Origin of the sequence: Pseudoalteromonas rubra (assembly GCF_000238295.3) — a bacterium.
Taxonomy (GTDB): Bacteria; Pseudomonadota; Gammaproteobacteria; order Enterobacterales; family Alteromonadaceae; genus Pseudoalteromonas; species Pseudoalteromonas rubra.
The window spans coordinates 250,783-273,756 of sequence record NZ_AHCD03000026.1 but is presented as its reverse complement, the minus strand read 5'-3'; the positions used below and the strand labels follow the sequence as shown (position 1 = coordinate 273,756).

The 22,974-nt window shown below is 49.3% G+C and carries 21 protein-coding genes; 14 read left to right on the top strand and 7 right to left on the bottom strand.

Features of this window, described 5'->3' with window-relative positions:
• Positions 1–98 precede the first annotated feature (98 nt).
• Together PRUB_RS03830 and PRUB_RS03825 are read right to left on the bottom strand one after the other, a co-directional pair.
• Positions 99–821 carry a glycerophosphodiester phosphodiesterase gene (locus PRUB_RS03830; protein ID WP_010383710.1) on the bottom strand — a complete coding sequence of 241 codons (723 nt, stop codon included), beginning with the start codon at positions 819–821 and terminating at the stop codon, positions 99–101.
• The gene (locus PRUB_RS03825) at positions 818–1,681 is read right to left on the bottom strand and encodes a DMT family transporter (protein ID WP_010383709.1); all 864 of its coding nucleotides are present in this window, start codon (positions 1,679–1,681) and stop codon (positions 818–820) included. Before PRUB_RS03825 ends, PRUB_RS03830 begins: the two co-directional genes overlap by 4 nt.
• Positions 1,682–1,914: 233 nt before the next feature.
• On the opposite strand from PRUB_RS03825, the gene PRUB_RS03820 reads away from it, so the two are divergent.
• The 3 genes from PRUB_RS03820 to rlmB are packed head-to-tail and all read left to right on the top strand — an operon-like array spanning position 1,915 to position 7,400.
• Positions 1,915–4,101, top strand: a complete 2,187-nt coding sequence (locus PRUB_RS03820) for a hybrid sensor histidine kinase/response regulator (protein WP_010383708.1) — start codon at positions 1,915–1,917, stop codon at positions 4,099–4,101.
• A 60-nt stretch (positions 4,102–4,161) separates the two neighbouring features.
• Complete coding sequence (rnr, locus tag PRUB_RS03815) at positions 4,162–6,657, top strand: ribonuclease R (protein ID WP_010383707.1); 2,496 nt, start codon at positions 4,162–4,164, stop codon at positions 6,655–6,657.
• A gap of 2 nt (positions 6,658–6,659) precedes the next feature.
• The gene (rlmB, locus tag PRUB_RS03810; protein WP_010383706.1) at positions 6,660–7,400 is read left to right on the top strand and encodes a 23S rRNA (guanosine(2251)-2'-O)-methyltransferase RlmB; all 741 of its coding nucleotides are present in this window, start codon (positions 6,660–6,662) and stop codon (positions 7,398–7,400) included.
• 34 nt (positions 7,401–7,434) lie between these two features.
• Here rlmB and yjjG read toward each other — a convergent pair whose 3' ends face one another.
• The 3 genes from yjjG to PRUB_RS03795 all read right to left on the bottom strand — a co-directional run bounded on the left by yjjG (position 7,435) and on the right by PRUB_RS03795 (position 9,633).
• Positions 7,435–8,130 (bottom strand): pyrimidine 5'-nucleotidase, encoded by a 696-nt coding sequence (gene yjjG / locus PRUB_RS03805; RefSeq protein WP_010383705.1) that lies wholly within the window; start codon positions 8,128–8,130, stop codon positions 7,435–7,437.
• Positions 8,127–8,660: an inosine/xanthosine triphosphatase gene (yjjX, locus tag PRUB_RS03800; RefSeq protein WP_010383704.1), complete on the bottom strand. Its 534-nt coding sequence runs from the start codon at positions 8,658–8,660 to the stop codon at positions 8,127–8,129. The genes yjjG and yjjX overlap by 4 nt, the downstream gene beginning before the upstream one ends.
• Positions 8,661–8,733: 73 nt before the next feature.
• Positions 8,734–9,633, bottom strand: a complete 900-nt coding sequence (locus tag PRUB_RS03795) for a phosphoribulokinase (RefSeq protein ID WP_010383702.1) — start codon at positions 9,631–9,633, stop codon at positions 8,734–8,736.
• 170 nt (positions 9,634–9,803) lie between these two features.
• Here PRUB_RS03795 and PRUB_RS03790 point away from each other — a divergent pair, with 170 nt between their 5' ends.
• The 9 genes from PRUB_RS03790 to PRUB_RS03750 all read left to right on the top strand — a co-directional run bounded on the left by PRUB_RS03790 (position 9,804) and on the right by PRUB_RS03750 (position 16,854).
• The gene (locus PRUB_RS03790) at positions 9,804–10,667 is read left to right on the top strand and encodes a hypothetical protein (RefSeq protein ID WP_010383701.1); all 864 of its coding nucleotides are present in this window, start codon (positions 9,804–9,806) and stop codon (positions 10,665–10,667) included.
• Positions 10,668–10,752: 85 nt separating this feature from the next.
• Positions 10,753–11,769: a UDP-glucose 4-epimerase GalE gene (gene galE / locus PRUB_RS03785; protein WP_010383699.1), complete on the top strand. Its 1,017-nt coding sequence runs from the start codon at positions 10,753–10,755 to the stop codon at positions 11,767–11,769.
• Positions 11,770–11,978: 209 nt separating this feature from the next.
• The gene (gene dusA, locus PRUB_RS03780) at positions 11,979–12,992 is read left to right on the top strand and encodes a tRNA dihydrouridine(20/20a) synthase DusA (RefSeq protein ID WP_010383698.1); all 1,014 of its coding nucleotides are present in this window, start codon (positions 11,979–11,981) and stop codon (positions 12,990–12,992) included.
• Positions 12,993–13,164: 172 nt separating this feature from the next.
• Positions 13,165–13,830, top strand: coding sequence for a PspA/IM30 family protein (locus PRUB_RS03775; RefSeq protein ID WP_010383697.1), 666 nt, complete (start codon positions 13,165–13,167; stop codon positions 13,828–13,830).
• 59 nt (positions 13,831–13,889) lie between these two features.
• Entirely contained in the window at positions 13,890–14,096 is a 207-nt protein-coding gene (locus tag PRUB_RS03770) for a PspC domain-containing protein (RefSeq protein WP_010383696.1), read from the top strand.
• A gap of 8 nt (positions 14,097–14,104) precedes the next feature.
• Positions 14,105–14,428, top strand: coding sequence for a hypothetical protein (locus PRUB_RS03765; protein ID WP_010383695.1), 324 nt, complete (start codon positions 14,105–14,107; stop codon positions 14,426–14,428).
• Positions 14,429–14,568: 140 nt separating this feature from the next.
• The gene (locus PRUB_RS03760) at positions 14,569–15,081 is read left to right on the top strand and encodes a copper chaperone PCu(A)C (protein WP_010383694.1); all 513 of its coding nucleotides are present in this window, start codon (positions 14,569–14,571) and stop codon (positions 15,079–15,081) included.
• An 8-nt stretch (positions 15,082–15,089) separates the two neighbouring features.
• Positions 15,090–16,088, top strand: a complete 999-nt coding sequence (locus PRUB_RS03755; protein WP_010383692.1) for a DUF2333 family protein — start codon at positions 15,090–15,092, stop codon at positions 16,086–16,088.
• Positions 16,089–16,092: 4 nt separating this feature from the next.
• Positions 16,093–16,854 carry a TIGR04219 family outer membrane beta-barrel protein gene (locus tag PRUB_RS03750; protein ID WP_010383691.1) on the top strand — a complete coding sequence of 254 codons (762 nt, stop codon included), beginning with the start codon at positions 16,093–16,095 and terminating at the stop codon, positions 16,852–16,854.
• A gap of 62 nt (positions 16,855–16,916) precedes the next feature.
• Here PRUB_RS03750 and PRUB_RS03745 read toward each other — a convergent pair whose 3' ends face one another.
• Positions 16,917–17,798 carry a TIGR03899 family protein gene (locus PRUB_RS03745; protein WP_010383690.1) on the bottom strand — a complete coding sequence of 294 codons (882 nt, stop codon included), beginning with the start codon at positions 17,796–17,798 and terminating at the stop codon, positions 16,917–16,919.
• Positions 17,795–18,325: a hypothetical protein gene (locus PRUB_RS03740; protein WP_155946227.1), complete on the bottom strand. Its 531-nt coding sequence runs from the start codon at positions 18,323–18,325 to the stop codon at positions 17,795–17,797. The genes PRUB_RS03745 and PRUB_RS03740 overlap by 4 nt, the downstream gene beginning before the upstream one ends.
• Positions 18,326–18,509: 184 nt before the next feature.
• Here PRUB_RS03740 and PRUB_RS03735 point away from each other — a divergent pair, with 184 nt between their 5' ends.
• Entirely contained in the window at positions 18,510–20,696 is a 2,187-nt protein-coding gene (locus PRUB_RS03735) for a bifunctional diguanylate cyclase/phosphodiesterase (RefSeq protein ID WP_010383688.1), read from the top strand.
• 63 nt (positions 20,697–20,759) lie between these two features.
• Positions 20,760–22,949 carry a YgiQ family radical SAM protein gene (locus tag PRUB_RS03730; RefSeq protein ID WP_010383687.1) on the top strand — a complete coding sequence of 730 codons (2,190 nt, stop codon included), beginning with the start codon at positions 20,760–20,762 and terminating at the stop codon, positions 22,947–22,949.
• Positions 22,950–22,974 lie beyond the last annotated feature (25 nt).

The following is a 22,974-nucleotide window of genomic DNA, read 5'->3' as shown; positions in this document are numbered from 1 at the left end:
TTAGCATACAGTATAGAGTAAACCTGACAGGTGCAACTGTTTACAGGTTAAGCAATTTATTTTAGCAAACGGCATAATCCAGCATATGGTCAGCCCTGTCAATCGACCTCAGATGTATGGTTGAGTTGTTGTTGCACGACCATTTTTGCGTAACAGGGGTAGTTACTGAATATGCCATCAACGCCATAATCCAACATTAATTCAATGTCTTTTGCTTTATCGACTGTGTAAGCCAGGACTTTAAGGCCGCGTTGCTTGGCATCCTGAACAAATTCATGGTTAATGAAGTTTTTGTCCATATGGATGCTTTCGGCATGAAGTTGCTGGGCAAACTGAGCAAATGTAAGTGGAATGGAGGCGGTCAGCGCCCCGATCCTGACCCAGGGGAGTTTTTGTTTGAGCCACAACAACTGGTGATGATCAAAGGAGGACAAGAGCAGCTGATGACGGGCTATCACACCACGCTGTACATTGTCTTCTATGGTGGCAACAAATCTATCCAGGCTGAAGGTATGTTTGAGCTCCAGGTTAATGGTGGTTTGTTGGCCGATTGTATCCAGCACTTGTTGCAGTGTCGGTACGGACTCGTTGTTACTGAGTCTTAACAGAGACAGCTGCTCACGACTGGTTTCGTTAACCTTGCCCCGGCCGTTGGTGGTGCGATCCAGCCAAGTATCATGAATGATGGCGTAATCATCCAGACAACTTTGCACATCGAGTTCTATGCCATCGACGCCCACCTCCAGTGCAGCCTGAATGGCGCTGAGCGAGTTTTCGGGGTAATTTCCACTGGCACCTCGGTGTGCAAAAACCTGGATCATAGCTTATTCCTTGTGATCGACCACGTCTCATAGCAGGCAGCACTGACTACCAGTATGCCTCCTGCCAGCGTGGAGAGTGTTATGGTTTCTGCCAACAGCATATAAGCCAACACGGTCGCATACAAGGGCTGTAAGCAAGAAATCAGCCCCGCGGTAGTGGCTGATAAGTAACGCAAACTGGACGCAAATAGCGCATGGGGGATTGCAGTAAAAATACACCCAGCCAGGACAATCAGGAGCAGGTTTTCAGTACTTAAATCGGAGGGGGGCACTTCAACAAAGGCACATAGCATGAGGCTGGCAACCAGGGTCTGATAAAACATGGTATGTGGCCCACCATAGCTGGAAAAAAGCTTCTTCTGGAGTAAATTTCTGAGCGCAAAGAGTGCCCCGGAAAATACGCCCGTTACTATACCCAAAGTGATTTGATTACCCGGATCGCTGTCTGGCACCAGTAAATAAATGCCACACATCACTACCGCAGCTGTAAAGATATCTTTGCGCTTAATGTTGCTTTTGAAAAAGAGCGGTTCAAGCAACACAGTGATCACCGGATAAGTGAAAAAGGCAATCACCCCGACCGCTATCCCGGCCATTTGCATTGCGGCAAAGTAAGTCACCCAATGGAGTCCGACACAGATACCCAACAGTACGACAATGGCGTAGTCTTTGCTCGCCCTGAGTCTGAATACACTGCCTTTAAACTTGAGAATGCATGCCAAAGTGACAAAGGCGATGGCGGTGCGATACACAGTGATGTCCAGTGCAGAGAGGGAGATCAACTTGGAGAATAACGCGGTACCACCAAACAGCAGCACTGCCAGATGCAAATTAATGAGGGAAGATTGTTCGGGACGCATAGCGAACTCGGTAAGTTTTTCATCAGCTTATCATGTTAGGTGGCGGTCGCTAAAGCCTTATGACAGTCGTAAAGGGTGACCTGGTACGTTGGATCGGCTTGCTTAACTGTGATTTTTTAAGCGTAAAGGATGAGGTGTAATCCCGTGTAATGTCAGATGGATTAGATTTTGCTTCCGGCTAGCATAAAATTAATACTATACTAGTAGTTCTTTTCGACGATGTTTGATGCGGTATGGGCGATCCGAAACAACTTTTACAGATCCTGGCTTTGACGTCATGCGTGTGTGCGCTGTTTATGCTGGTCAACTGGTTTATCCATCGCCGCTTGCTGGGAACCCGCTTATGGGCCAGTTTTTCAATCTGTACCGCATTTGGTTGTATCTTCATCGCCTCATTTTCTTTGTCCGTGACCTGGACCATTTTTATCTCAAATTGTCTGATCTTCATTGGTTTATATTGTTTGAGCCGCGGCAGTGAGCAGTTTTTTTCAGTCCCCCGTTTGAGCTGGCCCTGGTGGCTGTTGGCTGGGATCTTTTTCCCGGGTTATGTGTATTACACGTATATTGATGCCAATTTTATTGCCAGAGTAATTTTAAACTACATGGGTTGGGCATTAAGCATGCTCCTGTGCCTGCGCGCTTTGTGGTTGGGTCAGAGACGTCAATGGCAGAGCTTTTCGCCAGCACACTGGGCATTTGCACAGGCTTGTATCTGTTTGTTTATCGTGTTTACTGTGCGTTTATTGATGCTTAATCACTACACGCAGCATGACAGCCTGACCACCAATAACTGGGTGAATCAGTTTTTCTCCGTGTCTGTTATCGTTATGCCGCTGATCTTATGTTTCTCACTGTGTTTACTGTGCAGCGGGCGACGTGAACAGGAATTACAGGAGTTGCGCCATCGCGCAGAGCTTGCAGCGCAGCACAAAGAGCGTTCTCTCACTTTGCTCAGCCACGAACTCAGGACCCCCTTAAATGCCATCGTTGGTCATGCGGAGTTACTTAAACGGGCACCCAGAGAACCGCAGCAGCATGGGCAGTTTTGTGATGTGATTATTGCCACTGCCATGTCGATGTCGGATCTGGCGAATCAGATTTTGTTGCAGGCGCGGGGGGCTGTGCCCAACACCATAGTGGAGCCCGTCAATCTCGCGACACACCTGAAGGAACAAGTTAGCTTTTTTAGGCCTCTAGCGGAGAAAAAGCACCTAAAACTGACTCTGACAATACAAGGCGTTGATGCCAACCTGCAGGTCATGATTGACAAAGACCCCTTCACTTTGGTGATTAAAAACCTGCTTTCTAATGCCATAAAGTATACGGAACACGGCACGGTTGAGTTGGTTGTTTTTGGTTACGCTCTGAGTGCCAATCGTCATCAACTGCGTGTTGCCGTGAAGGATACTGGCATTGGGCTGAGTCGAGCTCAGCAACAACAGGTCTTTGAGCCTTTTGTCACGTTTGGGTCGCCACGTGCGATTGCTGATAGCGCCGGGGTCGGTCTGGCCCTGTGTAAGCAGCTACTGGAAAACATGGGGGTCGATCTGGAAGTACATAGTGAGCCTGGGCAGGGCAGTGAGTTTTTCTTTGAAATACAGGTGAACTCGCAACTGGGAGAGCAGCTTGATACCTTCGATAGCAAGCCAACGACATTGGGTGATATGTCCGTGCTCGTGGTGGAGGATAACCTTCTGAACCGCGAAGTTGTGCGAGGTTATCTCGACAATTTAGGACTGGATTATCAGATGGCGGAAACCCTGGCGGATGCGGAACACAGGCTGTTGCAAGGCCAGTTCGATGTGGTGCTGCTAGATATGCATTTGTCGGACGGTCATGGCTTAGAGTGGTATCAAACACGTTTTTCGGATCTTGGACTGGCGCACTCGCCTGTTGTGATGGCGCTGACAGGTGACGTAGATCAGCAGGCGCGGCAGGCTTATCAGCAAGCTGGGATTTTCGACTGCCTGGAAAAACCGTTACGCGTTACTGCATTAAGGCAGGCGCTGGAGCGTATCGTAAAACAAAATAGCTGCGGTCTGGCAGCAACAGAGGCGGCTTATGTGGATCTGGCCTTCGTCGAACGTCAGTTGAGTGAGTCCTCTGTGCGTGCTGAGTTTGCCTCTCGGCTCGTGTATTTGAGCGACCGACTGGATTATGAGTTTGCTCAGCTTCGTGGCTTGGCAGATATTCAGTCCGATGATTCGTTGCGAGAAAAGCTTTTACAGCTGGAACACGAAGTGGAGCAACTGGGACTCTATGCCTTACGTCAGGCATTGCATCATACTCGCCGTCGTACAACGCAGGAGCGGGATATCGATTGGCCAGCGTTACATCAATTTGCCAAGCAAAGTGCCTCGGCACTGCAATCTTGTCATCAGCGTATCACTGCCAGAGTGCTTGAAAAAGCGCAAGGTTAGGTGGGCCATTGGCAGGATTTGCGTTAGAATATAGGTATAACTTCTCTACATACTCAGTGAATGTCTAAACAGGATCCTTATCTCAGCCGAGAACAAGAAAAATACGACAACCCGGTGCCCAGCCGTGAGTTCATTCTTGACCATATTCAAAAAAGCAATAACAAGACCAATTTCAATCAGCTTTGTCAGGACCTCAAAGTCTTCGAAGATGAACGACAGATTGCCTTTAAGCGGCGCCTCAGAGCTATGGAGCGCGATGGCCAGCTGTTTTTCAATAAGTTCAAATGTTACGTGATCCCAACGGACGATGGCCTGGTCAAAGGTCGGGTGATTGGACATCGTGATGGCTTTGGCTTTTTGGAGGTGGAAGGCGAAGCCAAAGACTGGTTTATCACTAAGTATCAGATGGACAGAGTATTGCATGGTGACTGGGTGCTGGCGAAAGCAGGCTCCAGGGGCTCAGGTGGTAAAGTGGATGCACGTATTGTGCGGGTGCTCGAAAAAGAGCGCGCACCGATAGTCGGACGCTTCTTTGTCGAACATGGTATGGCGGTCGTGGTGCCGGAAGATCCGCGTCTGACTCAGGACATCATTGTGCTGCCGGGCAGCGAAAATGGTGCCCGTCACAACCAGATGGTTCAGGTTCAGATCACCCAAAGTCCCAGCAAGCAAATGAATGCGGTGGGTAAGGTGACCGAAGTACTGGGCGACCATATGGCGCCGGGTATGGAGATAGAGGTCGCGTTACGAAACCACGAAATCCCTTATGAGTGGCCGCAGGCGGTGCTTGATCAGGTCGCAGAGCATGGTGAGTTTGTTGCCGAGCCGGATAAACTTGGTCGAGTTGATTTACGTGATCTGCCACTGCTCACCATTGACGGTGAAGATGCCCGAGATTTCGATGATGCGGTTTACTGTGAGCGCAAGAAATCCGGTGGTTGGCGTTTATGGGTGGCCATTGCCGATGTGTCGCACTATGTGCCTAAAGGCAGTGCATTGGATAAAGAAGCCATCTCTCGGGGAAATTCGGTGTACTTCCCTGAGCAAGTGGTGCCTATGCTGCCTAAAGTTCTGTCTAACGGCTTATGTTCTTTGAACCCGCAAGTAGACCGACTTTGCATGGTGGCGGAAATGACAGTGTCCGAAGCGGGTCGTTTGTCAGGGTATCGTTTTTACGAAGCGGTGATGAATTCTCATGCACGTCTGACCTATACCAAGGTGCATGCGATGTTACAGGGTGATGAAGCTTTGCGTGAACAATATAGCGCATTGTATCCACACATCAGTGAGTTACATCAGATGTACATGGCGCTGAAATCTGAGCGTCAGGCTCGTGGTGCCATTGAATTCGAAACTCTGGAGACGCGTTTTGTCTTCAACGCACACCGCAAAATTGAGTCCATCGTACCTGTGGTGCGTAATGACGCGCACAAACTGATTGAAGAATGTATGATCCTCGCCAATGTGTCGGCAGCGCGGTTGCTGGAAAAACACGAGGCCAGTGCGCTGTTTCGGGTGCATGATCAGCCTGATCCGGAAAAGCTCAGCCAGTTCAGATTATTCCTGCAAGACTTAGGGATCGAAAGCACGCTGGGCCATGAGCCAACGCCTTTGGAGATCACTGAAGCCCTGGCCGGTCTGGGCGAGCGCCCGGAGCTGGAGCTGATCCAAACCATGCTATTACGTTCGATGAAACAGGCTGTTTATCAACCGGATAACATTGGTCACTATGGTCTTGCGTTGAAGGCATATGCACACTTTACCTCACCCATTCGGCGTTACCCGGATCTGGTGGTGCATCGTGCGATTAAAGGGATCCTGGCGGAGCAGGGACAATCCGTGTCCGGTGCTTATGTATATGAAAGTGATGAAGCGGATCAGCTCGGTGAGCAATGTTCAATGACAGAACGTCGCGCCGATGATGCGACTCGCGAGGTAGCTGACTGGCTCAAGTGTGAGTTTATGCAAGATCACGTGGGTGATGAATTCACTGGGGTGATTTCATCCGTCACCAATTTCGGTTTGTTTGTCAGGCTCGATGAGTTACAAATCGATGGCATGATCCATGTCAGTAACCTGGGCCACGAATATTTCCATTTTGATGGCGCGAAGCACTGCCTGATCGGTGAGCACAGCCGCAGTGTCTTTAGACTCGGTGATAAGCTGAGTGTGGTCGTCAACTCCGTGAGCCTGGACGAGCGACGCATTAACCTGGCACTGGCCGAAGAGGCGGTGCCAGACCGGTATGCCAGACGGCGTCGTAAAGCGGCGACAGAAAGCGCTGGCAAAAGTGTGCGTGCGCAGTTGAAAGACGGCAAGATCCCGGGCAAAGCTAAAAAAGACAGCAAAGCTGATAAAGACGCGGCACCCGCTAAAAGCGACGGTAAAAAACCGAAAAAGGGTAAGAAGACCACACCTAAAGGCAAGGCTAAAAAAGCCAAACAAGCAGCCACTTTGACCGGTAAGAAGAAAACCAAGAAAAGTGCCAGCAAAACCAAGGCAAAGCGTCCTGGTAAAAACGCGCGTAAAAGAAACAAATCGAGTGCGGGAGCATAACTTTGAGTAACGAATTAATTTTTGGTTTCCATTCTATTGAGGCCATTCTATCCACCACCCCTGAGCGCTTTTTAGAGATCTACGCCCTCAAGGGACGAGATGACAAACGGCTTAATGCGGTCGTCAATGAAGCACGTAAGTTTGGTATTTCCGTGCAGTTTATGCAGCGTAAAGCGTTGGATAATAAAGCCAATGGTGAGCAGCATCAGGGGATCATTGCCAATGTAAAAGCCGCCCGTGTACTCAATGAGCGCGACCTGGATGAGATCTTAGCCAGAGAATCGACGCCGTTCTTTTTAGTCCTTGATGGTGTGACGGATCCACATAATCTCGGTGCCTGTTTGCGCAGTGCCGATGCTGCTGGTGCGCACGCACTGATTGTGCCCAAGGATAAATCAGCCAAGTTAAATGGCACGGCTCGCAAAGTGGCGTGTGGTGCAGCGGAAACCGTACCGCTGATCCAGGTGACGAACCTGGCCCGTACGCTCAGGGATATCAAAGAAGCGGGTGTCTGGGTAGTTGGGACCGCAGGTGAAACGGACACTGAACTGTTTGACGCCAGCCTCACAGGCCCCATTGCTGTGGTCATGGGCGCTGAAGGCGATGGCATGCGCCGTCTGACTCGCGAGCACTGTGATGTGTTGGTCAAAATTCCGATGGTTGGTACTGTATCCAGTCTCAACGTGTCTGTGGCCACCGGGATCTGTTTGTTTGAGGTGCTGCGTCAGCGCAATGCGCAGTAGCCTTCAGGCTACGCATTGGGTGGAAAAGGCAAGCTTAGCTTGCCTTTTGTGTTTCCGGGTCCAGCAATAGCGCCTGTAGTTGCGCCAGGTTATCAACGATGTAAGTGGGTTTGATCTCTGACGGACACTCAGCGCCCGGGTGGCGTAACCAGCAACTGTCGATGCCATAACGATTGGCACCCAGTACATCACTGGCAGGGGTGTCTCCGACCATCAGCACCCGAGATTTATCAGGCGTTCCCAGCAGTGATAAAGCATGCTCGAATACGCTCGGATCGGGTTTGGCCACCCCCACCTGTTCAGAAATTACGATGCTGTGAAAGTAGTCTTTAAACCCGGTATGGGCCAGGCGTTTCTCTTGTAAGGCAGTAAAGCCATTGGTGATGATAGCCAGCGTTGCTTTGCCTTGCAGGGCATGCAGTAGATCAGCGGCACCGGGCAGCGGATTGCACAACTCTGCCATCGCGTCGAGAAACCCCAGGTTGAGGGTTTCAGCAGATACATTCAATCGCTCAGCCCACAACTGAAAGCGGGTCACCTGCAGGGTTTTGGCATCAATTTCGCCGTTCTGATACTGCACCCACAAAGGCTTGTTGACGCGTTGGTATTCGACGTTATCGGCTTCGCTAAACGTGACATCATAACGTGCGAAGAGGGCCTTCAGGCCTAAAAAGGCGTTGAAACTGAACAGGGTTTCATCGGCATCAAATAGAATGTGGGTGTATTTCATGAGTATAGCTCTACATGGTTAAAGGGGGCCATCGCCAGCAACAGAGCCTGGGTGTAGGCACTTTCCCGGGTTGCCAGATGATTGGTCAGCAACCCAATCGCCCCCCCTTTTTGTTTAATATTGTTGGTATCGAACATACGGTCCATGACATGACCTAATTCTTCTCCTGCCAGCAGCGCATCATAAATACGTTGTGGGAGTGGCAGGTTGGCACTGCGGCCAATACTCTCAGTTTGGCCATTGGATATGACGACAAAGGCAAACGTGGCAGGGCCGTAGGAAAACTGATGGGCACCGCCTTCCATTGCACAGTAGTAGTCGGCAGCATGCTGGTCAATCAGGTATTGCACACGATTTTGGGCTCCCAATAACGTATCGGCTTCACCCAGAGGTTGATCGGCAACCCCGCTTGGCGCGGATAAGCCCTCACACTGAATATCGTGTTGTGGAAAATACTGCGTGAATATCTGCCTTGCGGCATTGATTTTAACCGGGTTCTTGGACCCGACAAGTATCTTAATAACTGCCATTTGCGATGCCCTGAAAAATCGCTAGTGTAACGACCCCCCGGACAGCTCGCAAGCGGTGAAGTGTAAGCAGTCGTTAAACGGGTAAGTCCAGCGGGACAATCTGTTCCAGTGCCCGTTTTTTTGTAAGTAAGTCTTTGATCAGGGGAGTTAATACCAGTTCCATAGCCAGGCCCATTTTACCTCCGGGTACTACCAGGGTGTTAACGCGCGACATAAAGCTGCCCTGGATCATCTGCAGATAGTAGGGGAAGTCGACATCTTTTATATCCCTGAAACGGATCACCACGAAGCTCTCATCCAGCGAGGGGATGTCTTTGGCACTAAAGGGGTTAGAAGTATCAACTGTGGGGACGCGTTGAAAATTAATATGGGTACGTGAGAACTGGGGCGTAATATGATTAATGTAATCATCCATACTGCGCACGATTGAAGTCATAACGGCCTCGCGAGAATGACCTCTTTCGTGCGTATCGCGGATCAGTTTTTGGATCCATTCCAGGTTAATAATCGGCACCATACCAATCAGCAGGTCGACATGGTGGGCGACATCATGCTCTTCGGTCACTATACCGCCATGCAGGCCTTCATAAAACAGCATATCACTGTTGCTATCCAGTTCCTGGTAAGGCGTGAAGGTGCCGGGTAACTGGTTATACGGTACGGCATCATCAAAGGTATGCAAATAACGCCGGACCTGGCCGGTTCCGGTCTGACCATAAGTGGCAAATAACGCTTCCAGTGCGGCAAAGTCATTGGCCTCCTGACCAAAGTAGCTCAGATGTTTACCTTCTTGCAGGGCTTCGCGTTTGAGTTTGTCCATTTCCGGGCGGGTATAACGATGGAAGCTATCACCCTCGACAATCTCAGCTTTGGCGTCCAGGCTGCGAAAAATGTGCTTAATCGCGGCCGTGGTGGTCGTGGTACCGGCCCCCGAACTTCCCGTGATTGCAATGATTGGATGCTTTGCAGACATTTTGTCCCCTTACCTGGCTCAGCTGGACTGAGCGTAACTTCCGATTAACACCTTTCGATGTTACTCGATAAGGGAAAATTCGCAAGGCATTTCGCGGTGAGTTACCTTGTGATGATTGAGTTCCTGCTGTTGCTCGGTATGATAGCGAAAAAAACAAGGAATATAACACAATGACACTGCTGCAAAAGATCATCGTCACAGGATTATTATGGGGCGTTATGGGAGCACTTAATGCAATGCCAGCCTCGCAGCTTTGGTTGGCTGAGGAGCAATCAGGCTCACTCTCGGTGAAGCCAATCAGTGCGGCTGACGGTTATCACAATCAACCTTTGGTTGTCGACAATGGTGTGTATTTTACCCAACAGGTACACAGCCCTGAGGGGGATCAGACAGACCTGTTTTTTTACGATTTTACCACCCATGAGGCCCGTAATCTGACTAATACGCCAGTGTCTGAATACTCACCGACGGTATATCCTTATGATGAGGGTCTCTCAGCTGTGGTTGTCGAAGCTGATGGCACACAAAAACTATGGTTTTATCCATTTTCTGCAACACAATCACCACGACGCGTGTTTGATCATATCGCCCCGGTGGGATATCACGCCTGGGGCAAGGATGAGCAATTGGTGATGTTTATTCTTGGTGAGCCCCACACTTTACAATTTACCGATTTAAAAGGACATTTGCCTAAGTTAGTGGCCAGTGATATCGGTCGCACATTAGCCTACAATGCCGCGCGAAACCTATATAGTTTCACTTATACTTCGAATGGCCAACAATGGTTTGCCAGCTTCGATGCGCAGACTCAGGTGGTGACGCCGCATTTTGCGTTACCAGGCAGCGTACATTATTACACCTGGTTTGATGACAATACGATTGCTTATGCCATTGCCGGTCGTATTTATACCCGACATCTGGATAATCCTGATAAAGTTCTGCTTTGGCGAAACTTGTCGGCCTATTGTCCGGGAACGATTTCACGCTTGAGTAAGCACGGGCCACGACTGGTATTTGTGTGTGATCAAGCTTAAAGGCGTGCGTTGATGTGTGCAAAACGCTGACACATCGAATTGGCTCGTTTACAATAATTGCAGTTATGGATACAGGAATAGAAATATGACCGTCTTGGTTACTGGTGGTGCCGGGTATATTGGCTCGCACACCGTATTAGAGTTACTTTCTGAAGGCAAGGACGTTGTTGTTGTCGATAACTTGAGTAATGCATCAAAGCAGTCTTTGCAACGTGTGGAAACCTTAACACGCCGCGCAGTGGTGTTTTATCAGGGAGATGTCTGCGACAAGGCGTTTATGGACCGCGTTTTCGCACAACACCCGATAAAGCAAGTGATCCACTTTGCAGGATTAAAGGCGGTGGGAGAGTCGGTGCAGAAGCCGGTTGAATACTACCAAAATAATGTTCAGGGGACGTTGACTTTACTCGATGCGATGCGTGATGCTGGGGTATTCCAGCTGGTGTTTAGCTCTTCTGCGACAGTGTATGGCGATCCGGCCAGTTTGCCTATCCGAGAAGAGTTCCCTGTTGGTGGTACCACGAATCCTTACGGCACCTCTAAATTGATGGTGGAGATGATCCTACAAGACTTAGCTAAGTCGGATACACGCTGGGCGTTTGCGATATTGCGTTACTTTAACCCGGTTGGTGCACATGTGTCTGGCCAGATAGGGGAAGACCCCAATGGCATACCCAATAACCTGTTACCATATATTGCGCAGGTTGCGGTCGGCAAGTTAGATATGCTGGGTGTTTTTGGTGATGATTATAATACACATGACGGCACCGGTGTACGCGACTATATCCATGTTGTCGATCTTGCACTGGGTCACCTGAAAGCACTGGACAAGATCGCAGCTCAGGCGGGGGCACATATCTTTAACTTAGGCACGGGTAACGGTTATTCGGTACTCGACATGGTTAAAGCGTTTGAAAAAGCGGCAGGCAAGCCTATCCGTTATGAGATCAAAGCGCGTCGTGATGGTGATATTGCAGCTTGTTATGCTGCACCGGAAAAAGCCCTCAAAGAGCTGGGCTGGCGAGCAGAGCGCGGCCTCGATGATATGATGCAGGATACCTGGCGCTGGCAAAGCCAAAACCCCAATGGATATGACGGGTAACCCTCAATAAGCGGCCTGTTTTGGCCGCTCTCTTCTTTCACTATATCATCGTTGGATGAAACTCCCCGCAACAGCGTGTATAATTCTCCCCTTATCTATTTTGATGACCACAAGCGACGCCTTATTTGCAGAGCATGGGCTGGGATGTGGTTCGGTTATTGACGCTGGTAGCGGTTTGGAGCCGTTCAATTGGGCGTTTCAGAGGTAGTATGACAAGCACAGATAAATCAGGCGTTAGCCCAGTAAACACAAGCGATTCAGCGTTTCGTCGCTTTTCCGTTGCACCTATGTTGGATTGGACGGACCGTCACTGCCGGACCTTTCACCGTAAACTGACTCAGCATGCAGTACTGTATACCGAAATGATCACCACTGGCGCTATCATCTTTGGCAAAGGTGATTATTTGCATTTTGGTGAGCACGAAATGCCAGTGGCGTTGCAGCTGGGTGGATCCGATCCCAAAGCGCTGGCTGAATGTGCTAAACGCGCCGAGCAATACGGCTATAACGAAGTAAACCTCAACGTCGGCTGCCCATCAGACAGAGTACAAAATGGTCGTTTTGGCGCGTGCCTGATGGCAGAGCCAGAGCTGGTGGCTGAGTGTGTTGCGGCAATGAAAGGTGAGGTGTCTATTCCGGTTACTGTGAAAACCCGGATTGGTATTGATGAGCAGGATTCGTATGAATTTCTGACCCGTCTGATTGACGCCTCAAAAACAGCTGGCTGCGATGACTTTATTATCCATGCCCGTAAAGCCTGGTTGCAGGGCCTAAGTCCCAAAGAAAATCGTGAAATACCACCTCTGGATTATCCTCGCGTGTACAAACTTAAGCAGGATTATTCGGATCTGCACATCAGCATCAATGGTGGCGTTAAAACCATTGAAGAGTGTCAGCATCACCTCGCACACCTGGATGGTGTGATGATAGGCCGTGAAGCTTACAGCAACCCCTTTATGCTTGCAGAAGTGGACAGTGCTCTGTATGGTGCGCCAGCGTTTACCCAGACCCGCCACCAGGTGGTTCGCAGTATGTATGATTATATTGAAGCTGAGATGTCAAAGGGGGCTAACTTTTGGCATATTGCCCGCCATATGCTGGGGATTTTCCAAAACCAGCCCGGCGCACGTGGCTTCCGTCGTCATTTATCGGAAAATGGTCACGGTAAAAGCGCGGATATCAGTGTAATGGAAAAAGCGCTGACCTTTGTTCCTGAACAATAGTTCTTATTTTGGTCAAAAAAGCTAACTATGTGCTTTTTTGACCAAATCGTCCTTCTTGTTTTTCTTCCTTTTTTCCAATCTCTCATTTAAGTATTTGATTTTATTGATTTATTAATTTTGGCATAAACCTTGGACTAAGTTAATCAACATTAGCTTACTCAAGGAGCCTGTCATGGCCTTAATCGACCGAATCGAAGATTTAATCAAAGCCGAGTTTAATGCATTGCTCGACAAAGCGGATGACCCGAAAAAGAACCAGCGTCAAATTTTGACCCAGCTGGAGGATGCGCTCAGTGAATGTCGTAGCACTGTGGTACAGGTGATCTGTGAGCAAAAAGCGCTGGCGCGCCGCAATCAGGCGCTGGCCAAAAAAGCTGAGCAATGGCAACAACAGGCTGAGTACGCGCTGCAAAAGGAGCGTGAAGATCTGGCCCGCGCTGCGTTGCTGGAAAAGCAAAAATGTCAGGAAGCTCAACAGCATATTGAAGATGAGGCGGCGCAGTTACAGCAGGCTTACGACAAGCTGGAGCAGGATGCGCAAACCCTGACTGACAAGCTCAATCAGCTGCGCCACAAAGAAGCGCAACTGGCCCGACGGGAGCACACTGCCACCACTCAGCTGAAAGCCCGCAGTGTGACCAGCCAGCAGTCGATAGCAGCGGCATTAACCCGCTTTGAGCAGCTGGAGCGCAAGGTTGAGCGGGTAGAAGCTGAAGTGGACAGCTATGAATTGGTAAGTAAGGAGCAAGCACAATGGCAGGCACTGGAGACCCTGGCACGGGAAGAGCAAGTGGACAAGGCACTGGCTGAATTGAAACAAAGAAATCAACCTGCTTAGGTATTTGCACTATCGGTCGCCAAAGGGCACCCGATGTAGCAGCAATGAGGAGAACTCTGATGACAGAACATGACACTTATTACAATACGACACGCCCGCAACCACCTCGCAAAAAACTAGGTGGAGTATGTAGCAAACTGGCAAACAGGCTGGACATGCCAACCTGGCTGGTTCGCCTAATCACGGTGTTATTGGCACTAAAAGCACCAGTGTTAGTTGTGATGGCGTATTTTATCGCCTGGATAGTGCTGTCGGAGCGTACTTAGGGGGCATTATGAAAGCGGCATTGATCTTACTGGTTGGCTTGGTTGTGTTATCGGCATTTTCCTGGGTGTCCTCTCCATTGGCCTGGTTCAGTGTGCCAGAGATGGTTTTGGATGTAAGTTGGGTCGGGATTGAAATGCTTAGCCTGTTTGTCGCGATGATCGCCGTTTTTGCCTTACTGGCATTGCTGAGCATAGGGTTGCTTGGCGTGATATTAGTTGTGCTCATTGGGCTAGTGTTAGCATTACTATTTAACTCTGTTCTCATTGCCATTCCGCTATTGTTCCTGGTTGCAATCGGCTGGTTGGTGAGCGATAAGCAGGCGCTGTGTTAAGGTGTCTGGCCGAAGGTGCTGCATTATGAGGCAGCGCCTTTACGAACACGGTACGGCTGTAAAGAAATGGTGATGAAAGCGCGTTAAACTAAGGGCAATGTGGTATAGTAAACGGACTATACTCAACAAGGAAAGCGCTTATGATCAAAAATTTAGCCTTTTTTATGCTGTGTTCATTACCTTGGATGTCACAGGCACATCCGGACCACACGCATGGCGAATCTCATCACCATGCACACGCCGAACAGGGCGTTGTACAACTGACACACGCTACGCTGCGTGACTTTTTGCCCACGGCCAGCTCCACTGCCGGCTATTTCACACTTGCCAATAACAGCCAACAAGCGGTGACGCTGCTCAAAGCTGAAATTGAAGGGCTTGGGCGCGTGGAGGTCCACGAACATGCACATGTTAATGGCATGATGCGCATGCAAAAGATAGAAAAACTGGAGATTGCGCCTAACAGTCAAGTTGAGTTTAAGCCCGGTGGCTATCACCTGATGGCCTTTGAGCCGACAAAACCATTAAAAGTAGGCGAAAATCGTAAACTTACACTATATTTTGCTGATGGCAATCGCGTCTATGGCTTGATTGAAGTGGTGTCGCTTAAAGCGCAGATGCATAACGCGAAAAATGGACATCAGCATCACTAGGAGTATTGATGGATCACAACACACACAATCACATGGGGAAGATCTGGGCTGGCCTGGTCGCCGTGTTGCTAATGGGGTATGGCCTGGCAGTTTACTGGAGCGTTGAGCCCGAACAGTTCGATGTGGTCGGGAGTGCTAAACGTCATGCTGAGCAATCAAACACCCAATTGGTGACAGGGTATGTGACAACACATACCTTAATCACAGTCTCGCAAACTTTACTCGATAAACCTGGTGGTTATTTGTCTAATGACGTATTACCACCGAGTGTGATGATGGATAATATGCCTGCATGGGAATACGGTGCGCTTGAAATGGTGCGCGATATGGCCCTGTCTATGCGTAAAGATTTTAGCCGCTCTCAATCGCAATCGACAGAGCACCCCAGCCTGAAAAAAGCCCAGCCGCAATTTAACATCAGCTCAACGGCATGGTTATGGCCCAGTGCAGAAGGGGAGTATCGTACTGGTATTACTCACCTTAATGATTACCTGCTACAAATTTCCAACCCGGCCGATCAAACTAGTCAGTTTTATGCCCGTGCGGATAATCTAAGAGGCTGGTTAAAAGAAGCGGAAAAACGGATGGGGAGTTTAAGCCAGAGATTGAGCGCCAGTGTCGGTCAGGACAGGCTGAACACCGACTTGGCAGGCGACAGTGCAGCTAATCAGGCAACCTATGCGGCGAATCATCATGAAGTGAAAACATCATGGTGGAAGATTGATGATGTATTTTATGAATCCCGCGGTGCCACCTGGGCCCTGTTACATTTTTTAAGAGCGGTAGAATACGACTTTGCGGATGTGCTCGAGAAGAAAAATGCAAAAGTGAGCCTGCAACAGATTATTCGGGAACTTGAAGCCACACAGGAAACCGTGTGGAGCCCGATGATTTTAAATGGTAGTGGTTTTGGATTGGTAGCCAATCACTCACTGGTGATGGCGAACTATATTTCCCGAGCCAATGCGGCTCTTATTGAACTCAGTGAACTTTTAGCGCAAGGATAAATAAATGAAAAAGTACTGTTTAGCGGCAGCCTTATCTCTGGCCTGCCTCGCACCTGCAGCACAAGCAGACACTCTGTTAGGTTTATATCTGGGTGGTGAAGCGTGGGGCGCAGAGCCTGAAGGTAGCTTTGCGAACAAGGGTAATCAGCAAGACTTTGACTTTTCTGATAAAAACTTCTCAAGCTTCTACGCCGCGCTTGAGCACCCAGTGCCACTCGTCCCGAACGTTAAGCTCAAATATACCGAGATACAATTAGACGGTTCTGCGGTACTGAATGAAACCTTCGACTTCGGTGATAAGAGCTTCACCGTAGGCGGTACGGTCAACACCGTGGGTGATTTGGACCACATAGATTACATCTTGTATTACGAGCTGTTTGACAACGATTTGATTTCCTTCGACTTTGGTTTAAACGCTAAGCATTTTGATGGCGAGATCAGCGTAACGGGTTTTGCCAATGGTGAAACCACTACAGAAACGGTCGATTTTTCAGGCTTTATCCCCCTGGGTTACCTGAGAGGGGAAGTGGGTTTGCCACTGACCGGGTTGAGTGTGTTTGCTGAAGGCAGTTTGCTGGCAATTGACGACAGCAAGATCCAGGATTTCCAGATTGGGGTCGCCTGGGAGTTTATTGATAATATGGCAGTCGATGTCGCCGTTCGTGCGGGTTATCGCTCTATGGTGGTTGAACTGGATGACGTTGACGACATCACCACCGATATCGATGCATCAGGTCCGTTTGCCGGCCTGCAGGTCCACTTCTAAATAGGCCGTTCAACAGGAATGTATCAAGGGGCTGTTTGTTGCTTTGATACATTCCTCATTCATCAGGTGCCCCAGGTCAGGGTAAACTCTTCTTCCAGTGCTTTTGAAAGTAATTGCCTGTAGGTTTTATTGACCGGTGTATTGATCAGCTTTTTCAGTTCGTCGCCAGTTTGCGTCAGTTTGTAATAACTTAGCACCAGATCGTTGCTGTTGGCCTCGATGACAAGGTGCTTCCCCTGATAGGCGAGCGTCAGAGTCTGGCCCTTTTGCAGGTTGGCAGATTCAATCTCTTGTCGATAAATAAGGTTTATGTCCATCAGCGTCAGAATGTGAGGAAAGCTCAACCCTGCCTGAGCCAGGTTCAGCGATTCTTTCGTGCCTTTTCGAAGTAAATCAAACAGCGAAGGCTTTTTATAAAAGCCCAGTAAAATTAAATAACTGTCTTCTTTCTCAAGGTAGCCACATAAGGAGGCGCATCGCTGCAGAGCATCCGCTTCCTTCTGTGTCATTTGTTTCAAAGTTTGCAAGCTTTTGATTGAAAAGGTCCCAGGTGCGATTGACTCGCCAACCAGAATTTTCGCCCAGAGTTTCTGCATGGCACTGTTGGCAATGTCTTCCGCCAGGGCAATAAAATGCTCCAGCCAGTCAGGGTCCGGACGCCCTCGACTGGTCACATCCGGGCACAAGGTCAGTGACATTCCCATAATGGATTCTATATTGCGCTGCTGTGCAATACGCTGCAATTGATTGCGTTTCAGTGCGCGTTTGAGTACCCCATGCTCACTGCGGACAATAAATTGATTTTGATTGGGATTAGGTGTTTGCGCAAAGCGTCGGTCTTCAGATTGAATCGCGGCTTTGGGCTGTTTGATCATGGCATATCCCAGTTTCTCTTCGATAAGAAGGGCTAAACTGGAACGGGCCTGGGCATTTTTTATTGTCATACCGCTCCTTGTGTGTGCAATTTCAACTGGCTGATCAGCTGGTTCATCATTAGTTTGAGTTGTTGTTCCGCATAATAGGCTGCAAAACGCGCATAAAGCCCTCCGACTAACGGTGTATGGTTCTCACCTTTGGCGCTGAGTTGCACCTCCACTACGTCGGCCTGTGGCCTGAGCAATAGCTCGATATGTGCGACATGCTCAGCATTGAATCTGAGTTGTATCGTTACGTGTTGTTGACTCAGGCTCAGCACTGTGACTTCTGCCAGTCCCCAGGGGTGTTGCAATTCACCATAGCCGCCGACCTGGCTGGCATTGGTCAGAAAAGTCAGCTGTAAATCGGCTTGCGGCGTCAATAATCCTTGCCAGTGCTCGGCGTCTAAATAGGTTTTTATCTTTTGCAGGTCATCGGAGGTGATCCGCTGTGTTGTCTGCGCCCGGTAATCAGAGGGAAGTAAAGCGGTGACCACAACCAGGCCGAATATCAAAACAATGCTGAACGTGAATGTCCGAAAAATTGTTGCTGTCATAACCTGCATAGAGCCGCTATATTATTTAGTTAACGAGCACAAGTTGTTGAACATCGACTATAATATTACTTGAGTGTTAACGGGTATGGATCTTGATAGTAAAAACCTATCATAATTTAAAAGATAACACATAGGCAAATATGCCATGTGCGCAGAAACTAAGTAGTTGAACATAAGGTTGATGATGGCGTCAGAACAAGAAGAGTTTTTGTTTGCGGATCAAGACTCAACGCATGACTCACAAGAAACGGTCAGCGCGTATTGGGATGTACTGGTTGTGGATGACGATCCGGAGATCCATTCGGTCACAAAACTGGCCTTATCCGGCGTAGAATTCTGGGGGCGCGCGCTCAAGTTTCACCATGCCTATTCGGGCAAAGAAGCACTCGACGTGTTGTCACAGCATCCCGAAATCTGCATTTTATTGCTCGATGTTGTGATGGAAAGTGATGATGCGGGCCTGTCTGTTGTAAAGAAAGTGCGTGATGAGTTTGGTAACTACGCCGTGAGAATTATTTTGCGTACAGGGCAGCCGGGTTATGCACCGGAAGAAAAAGTCATTCGCGAATACGACATCAATGACTATAAAATGAAAACCGAGCTGACCCGTGGGAAGCTGGTTACCTCTTTATTAACGGCCATTCGGTCCTATCAACAAATCTGCGAGCTCGAACAGCAAAGTGTGGCACTGACCAATATTCTGGAGGCATCTCATGCGATCCTGGGTCACACGGATATGCCTTCTTTTGGTCTGTCGGTGGTCAATCAGCTGGCTAAGATCCTGGGCTCAGAGCCACATGGTCTGGTGGCCGGCGCGATAGAGAAAGACGCAAAGGTGCTGGTTTTTGGCGGTACACAACCTTATTTAGCACATATTGGTCAGGGGCTGGAGCAGATAGATAATGGTCGGGTGATCATGCAGGTGCAAAACTGCTTTGATTTGGATGCCCATCAGCAAACCGACCACGATGTGACCTTTTTACTGCAAGGTAAAAATCGCCGGGCCGCGATTTATCTTGAACTGGCAGAGCCGCCCAATGCGGCGCAAATGCAGTTTGCCGAAATCTTTTTAACTAATGTCAGTGTGGGTCTCGATAACATCAAGCTGATTAACGAACTGCGCGATGTTGCTTATAAAGATGCGCTGACCCGTTTGCCAAACCGCGCAAACTTTGTCGATCAGATAGCCCAGTACTATAAGCCAGAGCAAGATCAGCTGGTGTTCGTGCTGATTGATATCGCGCAGTTTTCAGATATTAACAATGGCTTAGGCCAGGAAGTGGGGAATTTGTTGCTCTTGGCAGTTAAAGAGCGTTTACAACAGGAATGCCCGCAGGGTGAGCTATTGTCGCGAATTGGTGCGGATGTATTTGGCGTATTACTACCCAAGCAAAGTTTTGACGAATCCCTGTTTTTAGATGCGCTCACTGTACCCTATCAGGTGGGTGAGCATGTACTGACTATGCATTTTCATATTGGCGTATGTTGCCAAATTGACTTTTCACCACAAGGCTTGGAAACCCTGAAGTTGGCCTACATCGCACTGAACCAGGCAAAGCAAGGGCGTCAAACGCTCAACTGGTATAGCTCTGACCTGGAAGAAAAAATGGCCTGGCGATTAGGCTTGATCCGTCAGCTTCGGCAAGACTTTGAACAGAGAAAACTGGAAGTCTGGTATCAACCTCAGTTGTGTTTACAAACCATGACGGTGATCGGGTGTGAGGCCTTACTAAGATGGCCCACGGGGAAGGGGGATTACATTTCGCCAGCGGTATTTGTGCCCTTGGCCGAAGATGCCGGGCTGATTGTCGAGATCGGTCAGTGGGTACTAGAGCAGGCATGTATGATGCAGAAGCAGCTGAGTTCACTGGGACATGATATCAGTGTGGCGGTCAATGTATCTGTGCCGCAATTTAAGGTCCCCAACTACGCGCAGCAGGTCAAACAAACCATTTTGGATCATGATGTTGAGCCACAAAAAATTGAGCTTGAAGTCACTGAAAGTGTGGTGATGGATGAAATCAATACTGTGGTACATACGCTGAGTGAGCTGAAGTCCTTTGGGGTGGAAGTCGCTATTGATGACTTTGGTACAGGCTTCTCTTCATTGAGTTATTTACAAAAATTGCCGCTTGCCAGACTTAAAATAGACCGGGCATTTGTGAAAGGGATCCCGCACGAAGACTCCGGCGCTATTGCCGAGCTGGTGATTTCTCTAGGTCGTCATTTAGGCCTTAAAACCATTGCTGAGGGTGTTGAAACGCAGGAACAAGCCGATATTTTGCGTGCTTTGGGGTGCAATGAAGTGCAAGGGTTTTTCTTTGCCAGACCTATGGCTGAAGCCGATTTACTGGCGTATTTGAAAAGCTAGTACTGGGAAGCCATGGCGCTTTTTAGTATAATCCGCTTCTTTTTTCAGCATTGAGCCGTCATCATGAATGCGTTACAGGCCGAGCGCCCGCTTTTTTCTTACCCTAAGTACTGGGCCGAATGTTATGGTCCAGCCCCGTTTCTTCCTACCAGCCGCGCCGAGATGGATGCACTGGGCTGGGATAGCTGCGATATTATTATAGTGACGGGTGATGCCTATGTAGATCACCCCAGTTTTGGTATGGCAGTAATAGGTCGGGTGTTAGAAGCGCAGGGCTTTCGTGTCGGGATCATCGCGCAACCGGACTGGTCCAGCAAAGACGCCTTTATGAGCCTGGGCAAACCTAACCTGTTCTTTGGGGTGACGGCAGGCAACATGGATTCCATGATCAACCGCTATACAGCGGAAAAGCGCATTCGTCACGATGATGCTTACACGCCGGGCAATGTCGGTGGTAAACGTCCGGATCGTGCTGTGGTCGTGTACAGTCAACGCTGTCGCGAGGCCTATAAAGAGGTACCGCTGGTGATTGGGGGTATCGAAGCCAGTTTACGTCGTATTGCACACTATGACTATTGGCAGGAAAAAGTACGCCGCAGCATCATCTTTGATGCCAAAGCGGACTTGCTGATCTACGGTAATGCCGAGCGCCCGCTGGTTGAAGTGGCACATCGAATCGCGAATGGCGAATCGATTGACACCATTCAGGATGTGCGCGGCACTGCGGTGATCCGTAAAGAACCTTTGCCCGAATGGCGGGGGAGTGACTCCACTGCTATCGATAAAATAGGCAAAATTGATCCTATTCCGAATCCTTATGGGGCTGATGATGTTGGCTGTAGTAAGTCGGAATTTGTGCAGGCTGAAAAAGCGCAAGATGCCACCCAGGCTCAACCCATTATGGTGCAACCTCCCCGGCTGAAACCCTGGGAAAAAGTCTATGTTAAGCTGCCTGCTTACGAGCAGGTGAGTGTCAATAAGCCGCTATATGCGCATGCATCCAGGATTTTACACCAGGAAACCAATCCGGGTTGTGCCCGAGCCTTGTTCCAGCGCCATGGCGATCGCAGTGTGTGGGTCAATCCTCCTGCTTATCCGCTTGAAACCGACGAAATGGATGAGGTCTTCGGTTTGCCATATCAGCGCATTCCTCACCCAAGCTACGGGGAAGAAAAGATCCCGGCCTACGACATGATCAAAACATCGGTGAACATCATGCGCGGGTGTTTTGGTGGGTGCAGTTTCTGCTCTATTACTGAGCATGAAGGGCGCATTATTCAGAGCCGCTCTGAGCAGTCGATCATTGACGAAATTGAGCAGATCCGCGATAAAGTTCCCGGGTTTACCGGCGTGATCTCAGACTTGGGTGGCCCAACGGCCAACATGTATAAGTTGCGCTGTAAGAGTAAAAAGGCGGAAAGTACCTGTCGTCGGCTGTCGTGTGTATATCCGGATATCTGTAAACACATGGACACAGATCATACCCCGACCATAGAGCTATATCGCAAGGCACGCGACGTTGAAGGGGTGAAAAAGATCCTCATTGCCTCTGGTGTGCGTTATGACCTGGCCATTGAAGATCCGCGTTATGTCAAAGAGCTGGTAACCCACCATGTTGGCGGCTATTTAAAAATTGCACCTGAGCATACTGAGCGGGGGCCTTTGTCTAAGATGATGAAACCTGGCATGGGCACCTACGACAAGTTTAAAGAGCTCTTTGATAAATACTCCAAAGAAGCGGGTAAAAAGCAGTATCTGATCCCTTATTTTATCTCTGCACACCCGGGCACCACGGACGAAGACATGGTCAACATGGCACTGTGGTTAAAAGCCCATGACTTTAAACTGGATCAGGTGCAAAACTTTTACCCGTCACCGATGGCTAACGCAACCACCATTTATCACACTGAGATGAACTCGCTGCGTAACATCAAAAACAACAAAGAAGTGGTGGCTGTGCCCAAAGGGGCGAAGCAACGCCGTTTGCATAAAGCCATTCTGCGTTACCACGATCCGGCTGGCTGGCCGATGATCCGTGAAGCACTGAAGAAAATGGGCAAGGCGAATCTGATCGGGCGTGGGCCACAGTGTTTGGTGCCTGAGGCGGGACGCAGCGAAGGCAAAGGCAATACCCGACGCAAACCGGGTACGAAAGCGCTGACACGCCACAGCGGCTTTGGTCAGTTTAATCAGGCCAATACTAAGCCCAGAGTGGGTAAGAACAAGCCCTCAGGCCGCGCAGCAAAACGCTAGCGCCTTGGGTAAAGAAAAAGCCGCT

What these genes read in the sequence shown, in the direction of transcription:
- PRUB_RS03765 (WP_010383695.1), top strand. Translation starts at nt 14,105, where the DNA reads ATGAAAGCGGCATTGATCTTACTGGTTGGCTTGGTTGTGTTATCGGCA.
- PRUB_RS03740 (WP_155946227.1), bottom strand. Translation starts at nt 18,325, where the DNA reads ATGACAGCAACAATTTTTCGGACATTCACGTTCAGCATTGTTTTGATA.
- PRUB_RS03730 (WP_010383687.1), top strand. Translation starts at nt 20,760, where the DNA reads ATGAATGCGTTACAGGCCGAGCGCCCGCTTTTTTCTTACCCTAAGTAC.
- yjjG (WP_010383705.1), bottom strand. Translation starts at nt 8,130, where the DNA reads ATGAAATACACCCACATTCTATTTGATGCCGATGAAACCCTGTTCAGT.
- galE (WP_010383699.1), top strand. Translation starts at nt 10,753, where the DNA reads ATGACCGTCTTGGTTACTGGTGGTGCCGGGTATATTGGCTCGCACACC.
- PRUB_RS03750 (WP_010383691.1), top strand. Translation starts at nt 16,093, where the DNA reads ATGAAAAAGTACTGTTTAGCGGCAGCCTTATCTCTGGCCTGCCTCGCA.
- PRUB_RS03770 (WP_010383696.1), top strand. Translation starts at nt 13,890, where the DNA reads ATGACAGAACATGACACTTATTACAATACGACACGCCCGCAACCACCT.
- PRUB_RS03745 (WP_010383690.1), bottom strand. Translation starts at nt 17,798, where the DNA reads ATGACAATAAAAAATGCCCAGGCCCGTTCCAGTTTAGCCCTTCTTATC.
- PRUB_RS03760 (WP_010383694.1), top strand. Translation starts at nt 14,569, where the DNA reads ATGATCAAAAATTTAGCCTTTTTTATGCTGTGTTCATTACCTTGGATG.
- PRUB_RS03735 (WP_010383688.1), top strand. Translation starts at nt 18,510, where the DNA reads ATGGCGTCAGAACAAGAAGAGTTTTTGTTTGCGGATCAAGACTCAACG.
- yjjX (WP_010383704.1), bottom strand. Translation starts at nt 8,660, where the DNA reads ATGGCAGTTATTAAGATACTTGTCGGGTCCAAGAACCCGGTTAAAATC.
- PRUB_RS03795 (WP_010383702.1), bottom strand. Translation starts at nt 9,633, where the DNA reads ATGTCTGCAAAGCATCCAATCATTGCAATCACGGGAAGTTCGGGGGCC.
- PRUB_RS03830 (WP_010383710.1), bottom strand. Translation starts at nt 821, where the DNA reads ATGATCCAGGTTTTTGCACACCGAGGTGCCAGTGGAAATTACCCCGAA.
- PRUB_RS03825 (WP_010383709.1), bottom strand. Translation starts at nt 1,681, where the DNA reads ATGCGTCCCGAACAATCTTCCCTCATTAATTTGCATCTGGCAGTGCTG.
- dusA (WP_010383698.1), top strand. Translation starts at nt 11,979, where the DNA reads ATGACAAGCACAGATAAATCAGGCGTTAGCCCAGTAAACACAAGCGAT.
- rnr (WP_010383707.1), top strand. Translation starts at nt 4,162, where the DNA reads ATGTCTAAACAGGATCCTTATCTCAGCCGAGAACAAGAAAAATACGAC.
- PRUB_RS03790 (WP_010383701.1), top strand. Translation starts at nt 9,804, where the DNA reads ATGACACTGCTGCAAAAGATCATCGTCACAGGATTATTATGGGGCGTT.
- PRUB_RS03775 (WP_010383697.1), top strand. Translation starts at nt 13,165, where the DNA reads ATGGCCTTAATCGACCGAATCGAAGATTTAATCAAAGCCGAGTTTAAT.
- PRUB_RS03755 (WP_010383692.1), top strand. Translation starts at nt 15,090, where the DNA reads ATGGATCACAACACACACAATCACATGGGGAAGATCTGGGCTGGCCTG.
- PRUB_RS03820 (WP_010383708.1), top strand. Translation starts at nt 1,915, where the DNA reads ATGGGCGATCCGAAACAACTTTTACAGATCCTGGCTTTGACGTCATGC.